The 18951-nt window shown below is 52.7% G+C and carries 10 protein-coding genes; 2 read left to right on the top strand and 8 right to left on the bottom strand.

Going from position 1 to position 18951, the window contains the following annotated elements; all coding sequences use genetic code 11:
• Positions 1-2: 2 nt before the first annotated feature.
• From ACTJJJ_RS03215 to ACTJJJ_RS03200, 4 genes are all read right to left on the bottom strand, one after another.
• A complete protein-coding gene (locus ACTJJJ_RS03215; protein ID WP_188930723.1) occupies positions 3-1076 on the bottom strand; it encodes an NAD(P)H-dependent flavin oxidoreductase in 1074 nt (357 codons plus the stop codon).
• 150 nt (positions 1077-1226) lie between these two features.
• Positions 1227-3734, bottom strand: a complete 2508-nt coding sequence (locus ACTJJJ_RS03210; RefSeq protein WP_188930725.1) for a hypothetical protein — start codon at positions 3732-3734, stop codon at positions 1227-1229.
• A gap of 42 nt (positions 3735-3776) precedes the next feature.
• A complete protein-coding gene (locus tag ACTJJJ_RS03205) occupies positions 3777-5447 on the bottom strand; it encodes a RagB/SusD family nutrient uptake outer membrane protein (RefSeq protein ID WP_188930727.1) in 1671 nt (556 codons plus the stop codon).
• Between the two features lie 23 nt (positions 5448-5470).
• Positions 5471-8530: a SusC/RagA family TonB-linked outer membrane protein gene (locus ACTJJJ_RS03200; RefSeq protein WP_229221655.1), complete on the bottom strand. Its 3060-nt coding sequence runs from the start codon at positions 8528-8530 to the stop codon at positions 5471-5473.
• Between the two features lie 174 nt (positions 8531-8704).
• Here ACTJJJ_RS03200 and ACTJJJ_RS03195 point away from each other — a divergent pair, with 174 nt between their 5' ends.
• The gene (locus tag ACTJJJ_RS03195) at positions 8705-10048 is read left to right on the top strand and encodes a hypothetical protein (RefSeq protein ID WP_440701425.1); all 1344 of its coding nucleotides are present in this window, start codon (positions 8705-8707) and stop codon (positions 10046-10048) included.
• On the opposite strand, the gene ACTJJJ_RS03190 is transcribed toward ACTJJJ_RS03195, so the two are convergent.
• On the bottom strand, positions 10045-10884 hold the full coding sequence (locus ACTJJJ_RS03190) for a hypothetical protein (RefSeq protein WP_188930729.1): 840 nt from the start codon (positions 10882-10884) through the stop codon (positions 10045-10047). The genes ACTJJJ_RS03195 and ACTJJJ_RS03190 overlap by 4 nt on opposite strands.
• A 61-nt stretch (positions 10885-10945) precedes the next feature.
• On the bottom strand, positions 10946-11818 hold the full coding sequence (locus ACTJJJ_RS03185; RefSeq protein WP_440701424.1) for a DUF4349 domain-containing protein: 873 nt from the start codon (positions 11816-11818) through the stop codon (positions 10946-10948).
• 410 nt (positions 11819-12228) lie between these two features.
• Between ACTJJJ_RS03185 and rsgA the strand changes: the two genes are divergently transcribed.
• Entirely contained in the window at positions 12229-13293 is a 1065-nt protein-coding gene (rsgA, locus tag ACTJJJ_RS03180; RefSeq protein ID WP_188930737.1) for a ribosome small subunit-dependent GTPase A, read from the top strand.
• Between the two features lie 205 nt (positions 13294-13498).
• Here rsgA and ACTJJJ_RS03175 read toward each other — a convergent pair whose 3' ends face one another.
• Together ACTJJJ_RS03175 and ACTJJJ_RS03170 are read right to left on the bottom strand one after the other, a co-directional pair.
• On the bottom strand, positions 13499-15283 hold the full coding sequence (locus tag ACTJJJ_RS03175) for a RagB/SusD family nutrient uptake outer membrane protein (RefSeq protein WP_188930739.1): 1785 nt from the start codon (positions 15281-15283) through the stop codon (positions 13499-13501).
• Positions 15284-15318: 35 nt separating this feature from the next.
• On the bottom strand, positions 15319-18801 hold the full coding sequence (locus ACTJJJ_RS03170; RefSeq protein WP_229221659.1) for a TonB-dependent receptor: 3483 nt from the start codon (positions 18799-18801) through the stop codon (positions 15319-15321).
• Positions 18802-18951 lie beyond the last annotated feature (150 nt).

Genomic DNA, 18951 nt, shown 5'->3' with positions numbered 1-18951 from the left:
GTTTATTTCAAATACCCGGGCACCTCTTCAACGATCGTCTCAAAGAGCTTTTTCGCGCTGGTATGCTTTAATACCGGCGCGATCTGTCCACTCCAGAACATGATCAGGTCATATTGCTGCTTTTCGGTGGCAGCTTTGCGGAGCGGCACGATAAACTGATTTTGCAATGGAAACGGCAGTAGTTCATCGTTATGGCCGGCCAATGTTTCGGTGTAACGGCTGCGGATGCCCCGGCCCAAACGACCTGTTGAAACTTTCGTTAAAGTGGTGTAGAGCGCGGCGTCGGAATGCAGGAGATTGCGGTGATACGCCGATGCGCCGGATTCTTCGGTCGCCAGGAAGGCGGTACCGATTTGCACACCCTCCGCCCCGAGCGTCAATGCGGCTGCCAGGCCACGGGCGTCGGCAATACCGCCGGCAGCTACAACCGGCGTTTTCACCTTTTCACGAATTTGCTGCACGAGTACAAACGTACCGGTCAGCGAAGCTTCCGGCGATTCCAGGAATGACGGCCGGTGCCCGCCGGCTTCGAAACCGGAAGCAATGATGACATCGATACCGGCATTGTCCAGTGCAATGGCTTCGTCGAGCGTGGTCGCATTACCGATGAGTTTAATGCCTTTTTTATGAAATTCTTCCAGGATGGTTTGCGAAGGCAGCCCGAAAATAAAGCTGAAAACGGGCGGTTTGGTGGTCAGCAATGCTTCTACCTGGTTTTCAAACCGCGACGGGTAGGCTTTGGGCTTCGCGGGCAACGGCGCACCAAGTTCTTCAAAAAACGGTTTTACCAACGCAGCAGCTTTTTCAAATTGTTCATCTGAGATTTCTCCGTCGGGGAAATCGCTGTCGGCTACCCAGAGATTGATGTTATAGGGTTTATTGGTGGCTTGTTTCAGCTCTTTATCCAGTGTGACGATTTCGTCGGGCGTGAGCATGTAGGCGCCGTACCCGCCCATTCCGCCGAGGTTGGAAACCGTCGAAACGAGTTTTATAGACGACAGATTACCTCCAAAAGGGCCTTGCAGTATCGGATATTCAATTCCCAGCGTGCGGGAAACATTGGTTTGATTCCACATAAATCCAGACCGCGGGCGGTAAGTGAAACCCGCTACACAAATTAAGCAGAGAAAACGCTCAGCCATATGTGACCTACATCACATTTTGCATCAGCCTAAAAAACCCTCGAACTGCGCGTAGGTCAGTTCGAGGGTTTCTGGGAATATGGCTTATTTGTAATCGAGCAGGGTTGTTGCCTTGCACGGTTTGTCTGCCTTAAACCGTACCCAGCGTGCCGAGAAATTTTGCGGAAATGCAAATGAAACGGTTTCCCCCGGTTTTACTGTGAACGTTTTATACGCCATCCATGGACCGTTTCCAACCGGATCGGCTTCGAGCGTAAATGTCACGGCCTCTTTAGCGTCATGCGAAAGTTTCAAATCCTTTTTATCATAAAAACCAATCAGGTAAGGATCTGAGCTTTCATTTGCATTTACAGACGTGGCTTTCCACGGACCGCCGTGGCCGGTTGGCTTACCCAGTTTCCAGAGATCATCAATGGCACCGGCCCATACCGCCGCCTTTTTGTCCTCCGAAACGATAATGTGCTCGCTGTGCTGCATTGCTTTCGGATCGATGCCCGTCATGACCAACAAGCCGCGGTAGGAAGCATAGTCATGAATGCGCAGGTTATGCGACGAAACCGGTCGGATTTTAGCATAGCCATCCGCATTTTCTGCGGGCAATTCATAAAAGGTGCCATGGCAGTTGAAAAGATCACGCTCGGTGGCCACTTCGCGGCAAATGCGCAGCGAGGCCTGGTTAGTGAGGCCGGTGAATGCCGCATTACCCAGCGGAAGCCGCCAGCGACGGCCTTTGTCGTCCACCACGAGCACCGATGAGGCGTCCACGGTCACCACCTGTTTAGGAATAGCAAATTTTGTTTTAATAAATGCATGCATTTCAGGATCCTCCCGGCGATTGAGCTTCATATTGGCGTCGAGCTCGTAGTAGCCTGCCTCCCCAGGCCTGGCGCTGCTGAAATCCATCGCGGCAATGCCCAGTACCCGCCGGTTTTCACCCAAACCATAGAGTAATCCGCCATGGCTTGCAACCGCACTGGCATTACTAAGCCCTTTGAAAACCGTATTCGGAGTACTCACGCGCCTGTCGTCGGAAGTATAGGTAAAATGAACCGTTGCTCGCGTAGTCTTTTGTGGCCGCACGCGCACCCATTCGCCCGATTCGGCAGCGGTAAATGCTATATTTGAAGCCGCGTGCGCACCGACTTTCACGGTTTTCAGCACCGACCATTCCCCATTCCCCTTTTTATCCACTTCAAATACAAAACCCGTTTCGCTGTCTCCGTCGTTGCGTATCCACACTGAGCGATGCGCCCAGCCCGCGAACAGGAACGGCTCGGAGCTTTCGCCTGCTTTAACGGCTTCGTTCAACCAGACCGAACCCTCTGCGGAATTAGGTCCCAGCTGGTCGGGCAGGTTAATGGGTGTAAACCAAAGATTGGAATTGGATTGACCGGGACCCTCTATCCCACCCTTGGCCTTGCGCTTGTTCAGAAACTCGCGCTGGGCCGAGTCGTCGCAGCCGAAAACGAGCCGCTCGTTCCAGCGGGTAAAATCGCCGATTACTTTCAAATAGGCCGAACGCGGACGGATGCCGGCACTGTTTCGCGAATTGAACTGCCCCGGAAACTTCCAGAACATGCCGTGCATCGTCATCAGGTAATCGGCTTGTTGTGCCGTACCAACATCCCGTATACGCGGCCATTCGGTATTCCAGCCGTGAGCACCGTCGTAGGCGTGACTGGCCTTGGGGAGGCGATAAAAAGTCCATTTCCCATGATCGCGCACGCCAAGTAACACCGATTTGTGGTCCCAGCCCGTGGCCCAGATCGGGTCGGTTGCCGGGTTGGCATTGCCGTAAATGCCTCCCGGCCCGGTTACTTCCACAAACTGGTTGCGGCGAACCACCTTCCAGTTTTTTCCGTCCCATTCCGATAACGACCCGGATTCGATGTCAAACTGGATTTCAGCCTTCCGGCCCGGCTCGCCGTTGTTGGAATAAACAGCCACTCCCTGGCCAGAGTAAAAACCTTTCCCGTGCGTACCCGGGAGCAGGCCTTTCGTTTGGTAGGTAGCCTTGTTGGTCTCCTTGTTGCGGTCGATATTGCCGTCCTCATAAAGCATTTTGGGGGTAAGCATTTTCACATCTACCTCATAAAAACCTTCTTCCATCGTACCGTAAAGAATCTTTCCGGCAGGGTCTGTGAGGTGGCGGGCATTGCCGGTATGGCGGCCGGGCATTGCGATGCCCGGCATAGCGATGCCCGGCATAATTTTATACGGAATCGTGCGTACCGCTCCCTTGCTGTCGATCGCATAAGGACCTATAAATAGCTGGTTGCTTTCGCGGTGGATCATCCGGTTGGCGGGCGTACCACCGATGCTTTCGGGGCGGACCGTCTGTTTGAGGTCGGCCCCGATTTCGTACAGCTTGTCGGAAGAGCCAAACGGCAGGTGCGGGCCGTAAGTAATCGCCCACAATTTCCCGGCCCAGGGCACAATCGCCCCTGTACCGCATTCACCTTCGTTATTGTACATCGCCAAATGCGGGTAAATACCGCTGTACGAAGGCTGTTTCGGGGTTTGCGCAATTACCGGCTGGGCCATACACATCAGGGAACCAGCCACAAACACCCACACACGATTTCTTTTCATCGAAAAACTCATTGGTTTGAAAATCAATTGTAAAATTTAGAATTAATATCCCGCATTCTGGGTGATGTTCGCGTTTACTCGCCGCTCCACCGCCGGGATCGGCCAGAGGTATTGCCGGGATTTGTCGAAATTTCGCTGGGAAAGCACTTTTACATCCGTGCCGAAACCGGAATAGTCGGCCAGGCCATCGTCGTCGAGCGGTGTCACGCCAGGGAAAGGCCATTTGGCGCGGTTCTGAGCCCCAGGGTCAGGCAGGCCAATGACTGGCGTCGACAACGCCTTTTCGGCCAATTTCCAGCGAATCAGGTCCATATACCGCAACCCTTCGCGCGGGAATTCCACGCGGCGCTCGCGGCGCAGTACTTTGCGTAGTGCTGCCGCATTGGTCATGGTAATAGCTGGGTAGGCGCCGGAATTTTCCGCACTCACCCCATATGCCCTGGCCCTGACCTGGTTAACAGCGTTCAAAACGCTTCCGTCGATTTCTCCAAGCTCAATTTTGGCCTCTGCGTACGTCAGGAGCATTTCGGCATAGCGGATGATAATGGCGTCGTTGTCCTCCACAAGCCGGTCTGGCCATGTCTGGTCGATGCCTTTTTTCCAAAGCAGGCCTGTAAAGCTCGCGAATGCGGCCACGGCGCGGGTGTCTTTGTTGGGGACACGGCGGTTTTCCTTCGAACTGAACACTGTTAGGGAGTCTGGGTGCGGCATGTAATTGTAGCCCAACCACTGGGTGTTAAACTCGACGATGGTCGCCGTGAGTCTCGGATCGCGGTTCTTGAATGGGGACCGGGGGTCATACAATGCCGATTCATCGATCGGCTTCCCGTCCGTGCATTCGTAGGCGTCCATCATGTCACGCGTGGGCAGCTGGGCGCCAAAGCCGCCGGCATTACGTGGGATATTGTCCTGCACATAACCAGCGCCGTTGAAAACCTGCTGCTTTTCATCGCGGGGAATGCTGATAATAAGCTCCTTACTGGTTTCCCCGGCCTTCAAAAATAACTGTGAATAGCTCGTGTGCAGCGCATAAGCACCCAGGTCAATCACCGCTTTGGAAGCGTCACGAGCGGCCTGCCATTTGCCGGTGTACAATGCTGTGCGTGCCTTGATCGCCAGCGCAGCACCTTTCGTCAGCCGTTTTGTCTCCGAAGTGCCGTAGGCAACCGGCAAGTTAGCGGCCGCGAAATCGAGCTCGTCGAAGACAAATTGCAGGACTTCCGTCTGGTTTTTGCGGGCAATGTCATAGGACTCCTCCAAAGCCACCGGGTCGGTCAGCAACGGGACATCGCCGAAATGCGTGACCAGCCGTGAGTACTGGTAGGCGCGTATCAGCCGCATTTCCGCTTCCAGCCGCAGCATTACCGCAGCAGGGGTACTGGACGCGGCACGGTCTTTGTTTGCAAGAAATGAGTTGACGCGGGCGATGGCTTTGTAAGAATTGAGCCAAAACGTCTGCACGGCTGCGTCGTCGGCATTCATGGTGCCGCCGATCACGGCATTGGTCAGTTGCCCGCGGTGCCATTCGTTGTCACTGAAAAGCTCGTTGTCGTTACCCCAGAATGCAAGCCGGCACAAGTCGTTTACGGCGAGTTCAAGCTCGGTCTGGTTGGAATAGAATGTGCCGGTAGATGCCTCCGAGAGTGGATTGAGATCGAGGGTATGGCAGCTGGTAGCCCCGGTGAGGATCAGCAAAAATAGGGTCTTTTTCATGATTTATTAGTCAAAAAAGGTTGCTAAAACCGGATAGTGGCACCGGCCATGAAGGTCGCGACGATCGGGTACGAATAGCTGCCCGATTCAGGGTCGAGGTACCTGGGAAACTTGCTGAGCGAGAATACGTCGTTGGCCGAAAGGTAGAGCCTCACCGACTGCACGCCGGTCTTTTTCAGCACATCCTGTTTCAGGGTGTAGCCCAATGTGAGGTTTTTCACGCGAAAATAGGTGCCGCTCATCAGCCAGTAGTCCGAAAGTGCATAGTTGGCCGCATTGGACGTCCGCGAAAGCCTTGGATAGGTCGCTTTCAGGTTCTGATCGGGTGTATTAGTATTACTCCAGAACTTACCTACCATTTCGGCAGGCATATTGCCAAATGCTTCCGAGAATGGCTGAGTCACCTCCGAGCTCAGGCGTGAGAGCTTTTTGGCAACGCCCTGGAATGTCAAACCCACATCAAAACCCTCATAATCGGCCCGCAGATTTCCTCCGTACAGGTAACGCGGCAATGCGCCACCCAGCAGCACTTTATCGTCGGTTGTGATTTTGCCGTCTTTGTTTACGTCCATGTAGCGTACATCCCCGGGCCTGGTAGTCACATTGAGCACCGGCGCCCCTTTGATTTCGTCCACCGTTTGGAATAGCCCATTTGAAACATACCCAAACCATTCGTTATACTGGCTGCCGTTGCGGACGATCTGATCGCCACGGAATTCGGTGCCCTTCAAATCCCCTACCGTCGATTTGGCATCGGATAAATTCGCCGAAACGGAGTAATTGAGCTTGTTGATGCGGTCACGCCAGCCAAGTTCCAGCTCCCAACCTTTCACGTTCAGGGTTCCGGCGTTCTGGTTGGGTTTGTCGTAACCGAGGTAAAGCGGGATATCGAGCGGCAGGAGGATGTTTGTGGTCGTCTTTTTGTAATAATCCGCTCCCAAGGTCAGCCGGTCGTTCAGGAACGCAGCGTCGAGGCCGATATCGGCTGTCCGGCTCGTTTCCCAGCTGATATTTTCAACCGCGTACACCTGTTGCGCACCGCCGGTGAGGGGCACTACACCTCCATTTTGATAAAATAATGCGTTGGAGAAGTCGATGGTGGCCATGTAGGGATAATAGGCCGGGTTGCCATCCTTATCGAGCAGCCTCTCATTACCTGCTTTACCCCACGAGCCACGCAACTTCAGGAACGAGAGCCAGCGCGTGCTTTTAAGAAATTGCTCCTCGGAAATTGTCCACCCGGCAGAGACGGAAGGGTAAACGGCCTTCCGGTATTGGGATGCAAACCGTGACGAAAGATCCGAACGCAAATTTCCCTGAATGAAATATTTGCTTTTGAAATTGTACTGCAAGCGGCCAAAAAACGAATGCAGGCCAGATTCGTTCGCGCTGCCGCTGTTATCGCGCAGTTCCGTAGAGCCCGAATTGAGGTAAGGAAAGCCCGTCAATGCAAACCCGCTGCGCGACGCCCCCAACGATTCCTGCGAGCGGTAGTTTTCCTCAAAACCCGCCAGAATATCAATCGAATGCATTGCATTGAACTCCCTCGCATAATTCACCAGTATCTGTCCGTTGATCGTCACCCCTTCCGACCGGCCTTCGTTCAACACCGTCCTTGCCTGGTTCACCACCGTGCCCACCGTACCGTCGGGATTCGTGAAACGGATTTGCTTCGAGAAGTATTTGGTTTTATCAAAATCGAACACTGGGGCTACCAATGCGGTGAGCGTGAGGCCATTAACTGGTTTGAAGTTAAACTGCATCCGGCCTCCCAACTGGTTATATAGCTGCCGTGTAAACCCACCCTCGCGGAGCTGTGCGAGCGGGTTGCGGCCGTCCTTACCTACTGCCAGCTTGCCGTTTTCATATACATCATCATAAATAGGCGGCATTATCCGTGCTTCGTAAATGGGATTATAAGCACTGTTGGGAAGCTCGTTACCATTGCCTTTGTTCGTTGTCCTTTTGTAAAAAACATCCAGGTTAACACTGATCTTGTCGTTCACCTGCATATCATTATTCACACGGAAGAGGTACCGGTCGTACGAACGGTTATCATAGAACGCACCGGAATTCGCGTAGCCGAGCGACGCCTTGGTTTTGATTTTACCCGTCCCCATGGTGAAAACCAGGTCATGGCGCTGCCTTGGGGCGCTTTTCCGCGTAAGGATGGCTTTTTGCCAATCGGTGTTCGGGAAACGATCGGGATTTACGCGGTTGCTGTCGAGGTAGGAAGCGACGTAAGCATCGGCGAACGGCCCGGCAGTGGCACCATCGTTGACGGCCTGCTCGTTGAAATACCGCATATAGTCCTGTACGCCCACATATTCAGGTGTGGCCGTAGCGCGCTGCACGCCGTATTCGTAGGTATATTCCAGGCTCCCCTGCCCGCTTTTCGCACGTTTGGTGGTGACCAGAATGACGCCGGCCGCGCCGCGCGAGCCGTAAATGGCGGCCGAAGCCGCGTCTTTCAGCACCGTAATGTTCTCTACATCTCCGGGGTTCACGTTATCGATGCTGGCCACCGGCACGCCGTCGACGATCACCAGCGGACTGTTGGTGCCGATCGTGGTAATACCGCGAATGAGGATGCTTGAACCCGAGCCGGGCGCACCGCTGCTTCGGGTTACTGAAACGCCCGCTACGCTGCCCTGCAAGGCATCCGACACCTGCAATGTCTGCCGACCGCCCACATCACGTGCACCGATCGACGAAATAGCGCCGGTGAGGTCTTTCTTTTTTTGGGTGCCGTAGCCTACCACTACTACTTCCGAAAGGGCATTATCGCTTTGTTTGAGGGTTACATCCAGCTTTGTCTGGTTGCCGGGTGCAATGTCCTGGCTTTGGTAGCCTACAAAAGAGAATGTAAGCGTAACGGGTTCGTCGTCGGGCAGCGCGAGCGCATAGCCGCCATTCGCATCCGTAACCGTCCCGCGTTGGGTACCCTTAATGACGATGCTCACGCCGGGCAGGTCTTTCGCGCCCTCGTCGGTCACTTTGCCGGTAAGCTGCCGCACCTGGGCGATCAGCGGTCCCATGGAAGCAAACAACACGGCGCAGCCAAGTAGAATTTTTTGTCGCATATTTTTTTCCAATATTTAGGTTTTCATGCCGCCCGGAGCTCCGAACGGAACAGATCAAAAATTTGAGTGAGTAAATATAAAATTGGACAATACGAAGATTTTAGAATGCGCTTAGCCAGTTCGCTATCCAAAATTATGGACAACCTAAAAAGCTGACATACAGAAGTTTATTGTATGAGTATTATGGAGAATGGACAAGACAAGGCGAGCACATTAGACCTCCTCGATCACTGTTGTCAACTTGTGGCCGACACCTACGGCAAGCCCGACAGCCAGGAATGGACGAACAGCGATTTCATCAGGCTTAGCCATATCCTGTATAAAAAGACGCAGGTACAGATCAGCCCGAACACTTTGAAAAGGATTTTCGGGAAAATAAAAACGGATGCGCGGTACTATCCTCAGAGGGCCACGCGCGATGCCCTGGCCCAATACGTGGGGTTTCCGGATTGGGATAAGCTCATCCATGCACAGTCGACGCAGCAACCCATGCGGCTGCCACAACGGCCCGACACTCAGCCTGTAATCCTTCCGCCGGTTGACCAGCCATTGCCACGGCTACACGCGGGGAAATCCAAGGCGCATAAGATACTGCCGGCTATTTTTGCGTTGATTCTGATCGCCGTTGGAGCTTTGCTCGGGTTTTTGTTTTGGCAAGACAAAGAAGCGGCAATAACCTTGTTTTGTAAAAATCCGGAGGGCGATAATCCGCATTCGGCGGTTTTTGTGTTGAGGAATTTCGGCAGTGTTTCCCGGCTTACAAATGAATATACAATCGAATACGGTGATGCCGACAAAACGCAGCTGAATGCAAAGGACAGCGTTTATTCGCATTACTACGAAGTACCCGGGCGCTATTTTGCCGTGTTAAAAAAGGCCGGCATCGCACTGGATACCGTACCCGTTTTCTTGCACACAAGTGGGTGGACTGCCACCGCAAACATGATGTACGACACCACGCGCGTATACCCCATCGAAGCGCCAAACCTTTTCGTGAAGGGCTACAACAGCATCAGCGCCAGAGAAATAGCCCGAGCTGGCGTCGATACCAACCGGACATTCTTTGTCAATTTTATCAACACCCACCTTACCGGTATCGACGGCGACAACTTCGAACTCCTGGTGGACGTGAAAGCCTCCCCCCCGCGACCGGGCGTGCGCTGCTCGCAGGTGCGGCTAACCGTGTATGGGGATTCGTCCAGTCATATGGTCGATATCATGAAACCTGGCTGCGTGCATTGGAGTAAATTGCAATTTTCGGAACTGCATAGAGACGGCCGCTCCGAAGGCCCCAACTTCCTCGGCGCCGACCTCACCGCAGGAGGTACCATCGCGATGAAAGTCGTAAATCGCCGGGCCACATTGCTGATCAATGACCGGGTGGTTTACAAAAACACTTATAAGAAGGCATTAAGGCACATTTACGGGCTGGATATCATGTTTGCCGGCATTGGTACCGTGCGATCCGTGCGGTTGAAGGATTTGAAAACAGGCAAGCGGTTTGCGGGCAATTTTTAGCGCAAATACACACTGAATGTACCGTATTGCTCGCCATTAATCTGCTCCATGAAATTGCTGTGCCATAAACCGATTCCAAGCCGCTTTTTCGATAATTCAAAATGCTTTTTACAAATTTCGGCGACCTTTTCAAAATCACCGTCCCAACTGAAAACGAGGTTGATCCTGTAACTGTCGGGTTCGGAAAACGACTTCGACAAATGCGTCAGTTGGTCTTCCCTTAGATATTGATACGGATGGACGGGGACATTCGCCGGTTTAAGTCCCGCATTCGTCAAATCGTCGATCAACGCATTGGCAAGCAGGCCGTCAGCTAAGCCAAAATAGGATATTGATCCGAAAACGATGTTTTTCGGGATTGCATAAACAAATGGTATGTTGTTCGTGAAGTAAGGATTAACGGGGACTTTCATCTCATACTGGTTGCGCCCGACTACCAATTCAGAAGTCACTATCGCCTTGCCTGTTTGAAGTCTAAACTGGTAAGTACCGTCGGAAAGCGCGCTTTCGGGAATGTAAATATTTCCCCACGAATGGCATTGATCGCCGCTCGGACTAGGGAACACCGGACATTTCCCTCTAGGGATCTTTTCAACCAGACGGACATCAATCACCCGCCCCTGAACCTCAAAGTCGAACTTATAGTCAAATTTATCGGTAGAAGGTTTCTCGTTTATAAAACTCATGAGCAGGTGCCTGCCTCTCTCGCCGTCGGCTTCGTGATGCCAGTAAAGTCCCAGGCCCTGGTCGTTCATGACGTTCAATTCATCCCGGTCTTTGCAACCGGTAGAAAGTGCAAGCCAAAGCAGTAATGCGGTGTGGAGCAATCGTTTCATAAGGCGGAAAGCAAGTTTTGTTTTGGGAGACAATCATGCCTCCCAAAACGTTGCATTGCGGTTACTCCGAAGATAGCCTGGCCTTTTCCTTTTTTGCCTCATTTTTCCTCTTTTTTCTTACCCAGTTCAACATCACCACGACTCCGGCAGTGAGCAACACAAACGGCCAGATCGCCACCAGCACCACGGCGAAAGACCGGAGATTCCCTACGCCTTGTTTGAATGCATCGGCCAGCTCTTTGAGAAACGGGTTCGATGTGTCGATAGGCTTGAAGAAGACGATATGCAAGGTCGAATATTTGATGTCACCTTGCAGTTGCCGGAACAGCGCCTCGGTCGCTTCAATATCTGTCCGGATCTCGCCCAGCTCCCTTTCGATTTCCAAAATATCCTTCACCGTATTCGCCTTGGTGAGTAATGCGCGGTAGCGGTTTTCTATGTCTTTTTTCGTTTTCAGCCTCGATTCCGTATCGACGTATTGGGCCGTCACATCCTCAATGGATATGGATTTTTCCCGGAAGTCGGTGATCCCCCTTGTCGCCGAAGCAAGAAACGTTTCGAAACGGGCAGCCGGTACGTGCACAACGATCGTAAAGCTGACGGCATCAACGCTACGATTTTCGTCGTCCCGGCTCACATAAGCACTATTGGCCTTCACGGACGCCATAATCGTCTTACGCGTGGCCTCCGCATCGTCGGTTTCAAATTCAATGCGACCGGTCTTAATGAATTTTTTGTCGGCAACAACTCCGCTTGCGGCTCCTTCTACTTCCTCCGTCGGTGCTTCTTCCGCAACCGATTCAATCGCTTTGCTTTGATCCGGAGATTGCGGTGCGACCTCTATCAAGTTAGCTACCGAAGCGTCCTCTTCCTTCGGCCCGCTACATCCGGCGAGCGCCAACCACATGATCGAAATTAACCAAAGTCGTTTCATGGCTATCTTTATATTTAATTTTCTTTAATATATATTTGTAACTGATTAAATGCAATAGGACTTGCTATAAAAATTTCAGATGAAACGAGATAACACGCAAACCGATGAACAACCGGCAAGGAAGGATGAACGCCAGGTTATTATTACCGGCCTCACTCTCTTTATTGTATCTACGCTCCTCCGCCATTTCGGCCCCGGCGGGGCTGATATGTAAATTATTCCCTACCTTTGTTGCCAATATGTCAAGGTCTGAAACTACATATCGCCCATCTGCTGACATTGCAGCCTGACGCCGGTCTTCTGAATTAACTTCTTTTCGGGACCCGCGACAATCCCCTGCTTTGATCAATATTTCCTCACGCTATGCGCGCGGACAGGTGATGTGCTGCCCATAGCTCAGACTTTACTCAATGACATCTTTAACTTCATACGGGTGGAACACCCATTTTGAACAACATTTCCTTACTTACCAGGCCCAAGGACTCGAACCGGGACGCATTACCGCCATCGAAGGTTTCCGCCACAAGCTCATCACCGCCAATGGCACAGCCGACGCCATGCTTTCCGGCGCATTGATGAACGGTGCCGACAATTGGGACTTGCCCAAGGTGGGCGATTGGGTCGCATTGAAAGCTTATGACAATGAGGGCATTATCGTTTCCGTGCTACCGCGGATCAACGAACTGAGCCGCAAAATGCCTGGCAGGACAACAGAAAAACAGGTGATTGCGACCAATATCGACACGGCGTTCATCGTGCAGGGCCTCGACCGTGATTTTAACCCGATGCGGTTGCAGCGCTACATTGTGCAGATCATGCAATGCGACATTCAACCCGTAGTGCTTCTGAACAAGCAGGATCTCGTCGCCGACCCGGAAAGTTACCGGCGGGAAGTGATCGCATTAGGATACGAATGCCCGGTGCTGCTGCTGAGCGCGACGGGCCATGAAGGATTGCAAGAATGGGCAGCCGAACATTTGCTGACCGGTAAAACGTACGTGCTCATCGGTTCCTCGGGCGTGGGCAAAAGTACGCTGGTGAATGCATTGCTGGGTTACCGCTTGCAGGAAGAGGGCGCGGTGAGTGATTTCAACCACAAAGGCAAGCACACGACAGTTTCGCGGAACCTGGTGAGACTGCCGTCCGGCGCGATGCTGATCGACTCGCCGGGTATGCGTGAATTTGGTGTGACGCTCGGATCCGACGACCAGGGCATGAATTACCATCCGCTGCTGGCGGCCCTTTCGGCAGCATGCAGGTTCCACGATTGCACGCACCGGCACGAGCCCGGCTGTGCGGTAGCGGCCGCGGTGCGCGATGGCGAGCTTCCGCGTGAGGTTTATGAGAGTTATCTTAAAATCAGCCGGGAACAGGCACATTACCAGACAGACTCCGTCGAACGTAAGCGGGTAGAACGGCAGTTTGGCAAGATCGCCAAGCAGGTAGTTCAACACCGGAAGCAACGGAAATATTAAGTTGAAAAGAAAAAGAGGAACATGCCGCCCCTCTCTTTACTCAAACTACAATGAAATCATGTCCGGAGACCGGACCCTGCTAAAAGGCAGTTGGGCCCGATTCTCTAATGCTTTTGCCCAGATCACCGATTATACGGTATTTGTAAAATCATGCAGACAATAAAAAACCCCGGCGCCTGGAAGCCGCCGGGGTTGCTGGGCCGGTTCAGTAACCGGGGTTCTGGACGATCTTTTTGTTCTGATCCACAACCGGTTGCGGCACCGGGTTCATGTACATTTTTTTGGTAAAAACATGGGGGTGGTTCAGCCCGACGACTTCGTACACCCATTTACCTTTGTTATCGGCCGGTGAGGTGTTGGTGATCTTCATCCCGTGAAAATCTTTGTTCATAACGTCTTCGGCAATCACCCAGCGGACGATGTCGTAGAACCTCTTGGCTTCGAAACATAGCTCCACCCGGCGCTCGCGACGGATCGCCTGGCGCATTGTCTCTTTGGTCAGGCCGGCTGGCAATTCCGGCAGGTTTGAGCGCTTGCGGATCGCATTAACGGCCGAATATACCGATGCATCCGGGCCAACCGACTCATTCTGGGCCTCGGCATAGTTCAGCAACACTTCCGCATAACGGTAATACACGTAGTTCTGCCCACTAGCTGCGCCCCCGCGTGGCTTCAACGGGTTGATTTTCTTTTTGAAATAATAACCCGTATTTCCCACGTCGTCGGTACCGAAATCGATCTGGTTTTTAGAAGGCCTTACCTTGTCAATGCGGGTGTAGATGGTGTCGGTTTTGGCCATCCAATCCTGTTTGTAAGGCGCGCCGTCGTAAACGATGAAGTCATAGAAACGCTTTTCGCGGTTTACGTAGGGTTTTTGCGGATCATAACCGGAAGTCGGGTCGGAAATGGGTTTGCCATTGGCCATCGCGAACTGATCCACGAGTTCCTGCGTCGGGCAGTAATTGCCCCAGGTGTAATACACGCCATCGATCCACACCGGGCCACCGTACTGCTCGTAGTTGGAACCCATGATTACCGACACCACCTGCCGGTCCCAGATCACCTCCGGGTTGTACTCGTTCTTCTCCCACCAGAATGCATTAATATCCGGGAACAAGGCATAAGTACCACCGTAAGTATCCATAAACTGCTTGTTCGTGGCCGCGGCCGTAGCCCAGCGTTTGGCATCGAAATTACCGAAGCCTACAAGCTTGTTGGGGTCCGCACCGGCTGCCGGAGTGGCCGCATTGAATGCGGGGCTGGCAGCGTAAAGTTCCAGCCACCCTTTGAGCGCCAGTGCCGCACCGAGCGTCGCGCGACCCGCATCCGCATCGCCATTGTTATATTTGACGGGAAGCGCTTTGTTGGCGACAATCTCACCCAACTCTTTGGTAATAAAGTTAAATGTCTCCTCGAATGTAGCGCGGGGACGGTAAAGCTCCTCCTCTCCCATCGTATTGCGGTCCAGAACTTCCGTGATGATCGGCAGGCCGCCAAGGTGCATAAACAGCTCGCTGTAATAATAGGCCCGCATAAACCGCACCTCGTCGATGCGCTTTTTGCGGTAGGCCTCCGAGAAATTGGCCGAGTTTTCGGTCACTTTCTGGATAAACAGGTTGCATTTGCGGATTTTGAGGAAACCAGCCGCCCACGAAGCGTAGTCTGTGGCATTGCCATTTGCGTGGTCCATCGGTGTCCCGTTATTCACGGCCGGGTCCACGATGCCCTGCCGCCACGAATACGACTTCCAGTAGAAACCCGCGTCGTTGTCGTCGGTGAAATTGTCGAGGTTATCCGGCGAGTTCCATTTGTTGGATAGAACAGCGTAAATGTCGTTCAGTACCAGGTCGGCATTGCCTTCGGACGACCATTGCATATCCTCGGTCAGGCGGCTTTTGATATCATTTTCGAGAAAATCCTCGTTGCAGGACGTCGTGCAAAGACCCATAGCCAGCAACGCGAGCGAAATGGTATATTTTATTTTTTTCATTGGTTTGAATGTTTTTGCGGTACCGTCACTACTAATCAGAATGTCACATTAAGCCCAAACACATACACTTTCTGGTTCGGATAAGCGGTTTCGCGGTCGGTATAGCCTACTTCGGGGTCCATGAACTTCAACTTACTGAACGTAAGCAGGTTTTGACCCGACGCATACACGCGTACGTTCTGGATGCCGATGGCGCGTGTGAGGCTTTTTGGCAGCGTGTAGCCGATGATCGCATTTTTGAGGCGCAAATGTGCCGTGCTCGTCATCCAGAAATTCGAAAGCTGGGTGTTGTTCGCGTAAGGTGCCTGGGTAGCGCGCGGGTAGCGGGCATCCTGCGTCTGGGGCGTCCAGCGGTTGTCGTAATATTCGTAGCTCGAATTACTATTGTTATTATTGAATGGAATGGTCTGAAACTGACGGATGTCCAGGCTGGCGAGTGACGAGCCCTGGAAGAACAGGTTCAGGTCGAAGCCTTTCCAGTCGGCAGTAGCATTTAATCCGTAGGTGAGCAGCGGATAAACGGGCTTGCCAATCACTACTTCATCATTCGAATCGATCTTGCCATCCGGAACGCCCTGCGGGCCGCTAACGTCCACATATCGAATATCGCCGGGGCGTAACGCACCGAATTGGGTGACATTATAGCCATCGGCGGTGTTGATCAGGCCATCGTCGTTCTTATCGTCCTCGGTAGAGAAGATACCGTCTGTTTTATAGCCAAACTGCGTTCCCAATGCCCTTCCGGTACGGCTGCGGTTCGGGTTGTTGCGCGTCGCGGCGGTTTCGAAGACCTTGATCATTTTGTTTTTGGCATAACTTACATTGCCATTGACGCCCAGCCTGAGGTCGTTCTGAAAGCGGTAGTTGGTACCGAGGCTCAGTTCAATGCCGTTGTTTTCCATGGTCCCGCCATTTTCATCAGCTAATGCCAGCCCGTATTCGACCGGCACACTCACCGCGGGCGGAAGGAGCATTCCGGTGCGTTTTTCATGGAAGTAATCCGCCTCGATCGTTAACAAACCACGCCATAACGATGCTTCGAGACCAATATCGGTTTTGGTAGAAATCTCCCAGGTAATGTTTTTATTGGCTTCGTTCGGCACTACGGCACCCTGCACCATCGACCCCGGGCCGAATGCGTAGGCGTTGCCGTTCAGGTTATAGCCGGTCAGGTATTGGAACGCCGTACCCGCCAAATTCCCCGACTTACCCCACGAGCCGCGCACTTTCAGGTTATCGATCCAGTTGAAGCCGTTTTTAATGAAATTCTCCTCCGAAATAACCCAGCCCGCCGAGAATGCTGGGAAATAGCCCCAGCGCTTGCCCGGCGCGAAGTAGTAGTGGCCGTCGTAACGCCCCGAAGCTTCAAGCAAATACTTGCCAGCATAAGCATAACCCACACGGTACACGTAACCGATCTGGCTGCCGGTCGAGGAAGTTCCACCATTATCGAAGTCGTTTTTGTTGGAACTACCCATATTCAGCTCGTCCACATCCACGGCAAAGTTGTTGCGGCGGGCCGAAAACAGCTCATAGGTGTTGTTCCGGGCTTCGGCCACAAGCAGACCGGTGAAGTCGTGCTTTCCGAATGTATTATGGTAATTGAGATAACCCTGGTAGGTAAATGTCTGGGTTTTGATAAACTGTTGCGCCAGCCAGGAGAATGCCGCCGCGCCCCCTTCCGCGGTCGAAATCTCGCGTTTGTAGGTGTAGGGAGTGGTCGTCAGATCCTGGGTATAATAATAGAATGGCTTGTGGTAGCCCTTCTTGGTTCGCTGGCTGGGGTCATAGCTGAATGTACCTTTAATACTCAACCCTTTGATGAACGGCAGTTTTTGCTCGATAGCGATCGTTGTCAGCAAGGTAGTGTTCGAATTTTTAGTATAACCCGCTTTCAGAATACCTACGGGCGAGTTTCCTGCAAATTCTCCCCATAAACCATTGCTGTAATAAAGCGAGCGTATCGGCACGTATTTGAAGCCATTACGGAACAAATTACCCGCCGATACTGCAGTGTCTACCGAGGATACCCGCTCCACAGAACCGATCACCGAAAGTGAAACCGTTGTGGTTTTCGTCGCTTCGGCAGTCAGGTTCATATTGTAGCTGTAACGCATGTACTTCACCGGATCGAACATCCCGTTTTGTTTCAGGAAGCCGAGACCCGTCTGGTACTTGATCCGGTCGGAACCACCGCTGAGCTGCAAAGTGTAATTCTGCATCGGTGCATTCATGTTTACCAGGTCTTTTGTGTTGCTGATGGGGTATTTGTCCGGGTCCTCACGGTTCAGGTTCGCATAGTTCTCGATCAGGTCTGTCGCGAATGGCAGCTGGGTTCCGGTTGGGTTTTCATTTAAATAAGCCTCATTTTTAAGCCGCATATAATCCTGCGCGCTCAGCATTTTGGGATAATAGGTCGGTGTCTGAGTACCATAATAGGTGCTGAACGACAGTGTCGGAGCACCGGTAGCACCCTTTTTGGTGGTAATCAATAATACCCCGTTTGCGCCGCCCAAACCGTATGGTGCAACAGCCGCGGCATCTTTCAACACGGTGACAGTCTCAATGGAACTGGGATCGATCTGGTTGATATTATCGCGGATCACTCCGTCCACTACCACAAGCGGCTTGTTATTTCCCGTGGTACCAATGCCCCGGATGTGTATTTCAGGCGAATCGGAACCGGGCTGGCCACCGTTGGGCCGCATGCTCACACCCGCCACGCGGCCGGCAATGGAGTTGGAAATATTAGGGACCGGGTTTTCAGAAATCTCGCTGCCCTTCACAGACGCGATGGAGCCTGTCAATGTCGACTTCTTTTGCGTACCATACCCAACAACCACAATCTCGTCCAGCGCCTTCGTATCGAGCTGCAATGCGATGGCGAGGTCGGTACGGTTGCCAACGATCACTTCCTGCGAAAGGTAACCCACAAATGAGAAGATCAGCGTCGCATTTTCGTCCGGCACATCGAGCTGAAATTTACCCGAGACATCGGTGGTCGTGCCGCGCTGAGTACCTTTCAGGATAATGCTCACGCCAGGTAGCGGCTCGTTGGTTTCGGGCGAGGTGACGGTACCCTTTACCGTCCGGTCGGCTGTCGCGGCCAGGCTTTCGGCGGATGCCGCAGCCGGAATTTCGCTTGTTTTTTTAGGTGCGCGGGAAAGTAATATCTGGTTGTTTCGCACACGGTAGTTGATGTCCAGCGGCAGGAGCAGCCGGTCGAGTACCGCAAAAAGCTTTTCCTGCCGGGCATCGACGCTGACGGTCTTTTGGAGGTTGACCAAACCGCTGCTGTACGCAAATTTCACTTTCGTGCCCTGTTCGAGGCGGGTAAGGGCCTCGTTCAGCGTGACATTCCTGAGGTCCAGGGTCACATCGCGGTTCAGCAGTTCCTGGGCCGGCGAGTGACTCGCCACGGCCACTACCGAGAACAGGCTGATCAACAGTAACTGATAAAAAGTCAGGCGCATGATATGGAGTAGCAATCTATGCCATGGATGAAAAGGTTTTTTCATAATTTTACATTTGACTGGGTTAAAATTCAGACAATAGTTATCCTGCCAAGCCTGCCTTCGGGCGAGCCTGTGAACCGCACGTTCCGGGATATTTTAGCCCGTCGTTATCAGGGGTGTCGTAACCACTCCTGATTTTTTTATGGCTAAAAA

The sequence above is a fragment of the Dyadobacter sp. 22481 genome, assembly GCF_052044875.1.
Lineage (GTDB): Bacteria > Bacteroidota > Bacteroidia > Cytophagales > Spirosomataceae > Dyadobacter > Dyadobacter endophyticus.
Note: the sequence above shows the minus strand (reverse complement) of the source record. Positions and strands in the feature narration are given on the sequence as shown.